Origin of the sequence: Acidiphilium sp. JA12-A1 (genome assembly GCF_000724705.2) — a bacterium.
Lineage (GTDB): Bacteria > Pseudomonadota > Alphaproteobacteria > Acetobacterales > Acetobacteraceae > Acidiphilium > Acidiphilium multivorum.
Genome location: NZ_JFHO01000263.1, coordinates 1 through 396, shown reverse-complemented (window position 1 = coordinate 396; position 396 = coordinate 1). Strand labels below are relative to the sequence as shown.

At 81.3% G+C, this 396-nt stretch carries 1 protein-coding gene; it reads right to left on the bottom strand.

The window, feature by feature from the left end; translation table 11 throughout:
- Positions 1 to 396, bottom strand: a 396-nt coding sequence (locus RT91_RS21125) for a hypothetical protein (protein ID WP_035189729.1), incomplete at both ends; no start/stop codon positions are given.

Genomic DNA, 396 nt, shown 5'->3' with positions numbered 1-396 from the left:
TGGCACCTGTGGCACCCGTCGCGCCCGTGGCGCCCGTSGCRCCCGTGGCRCCCGTSGCACCCRTCGCGCCCGTGGCACCCGTCGCGCCGGTGGCTCCGGTGGCACCCATCGCGCCGGTGGCACCCGTTGCGCCGGTGGCGCCTGTGGCACCCGTCGCGCCGGTGGCACCCGTGGCACCCGTCGCGCCGGTGGCACCCGTCGCACCCGTGGCGCCCGTGGCACCCGTTGCGCCGGTGGCACCCGTCGCGCCCGTGGCACCCGTGGCACCCGTCGCGCCGGTGGCACCCATCGCGCCCGTGGCACCTGTGGCACCCGTCGCGCCCGTGGCACCCGTCGCGCCCGTGGCACCCGTCGCGCCCGCGGCACCCCTCGCGCCCGTGGCACCCGTCGCGCCCG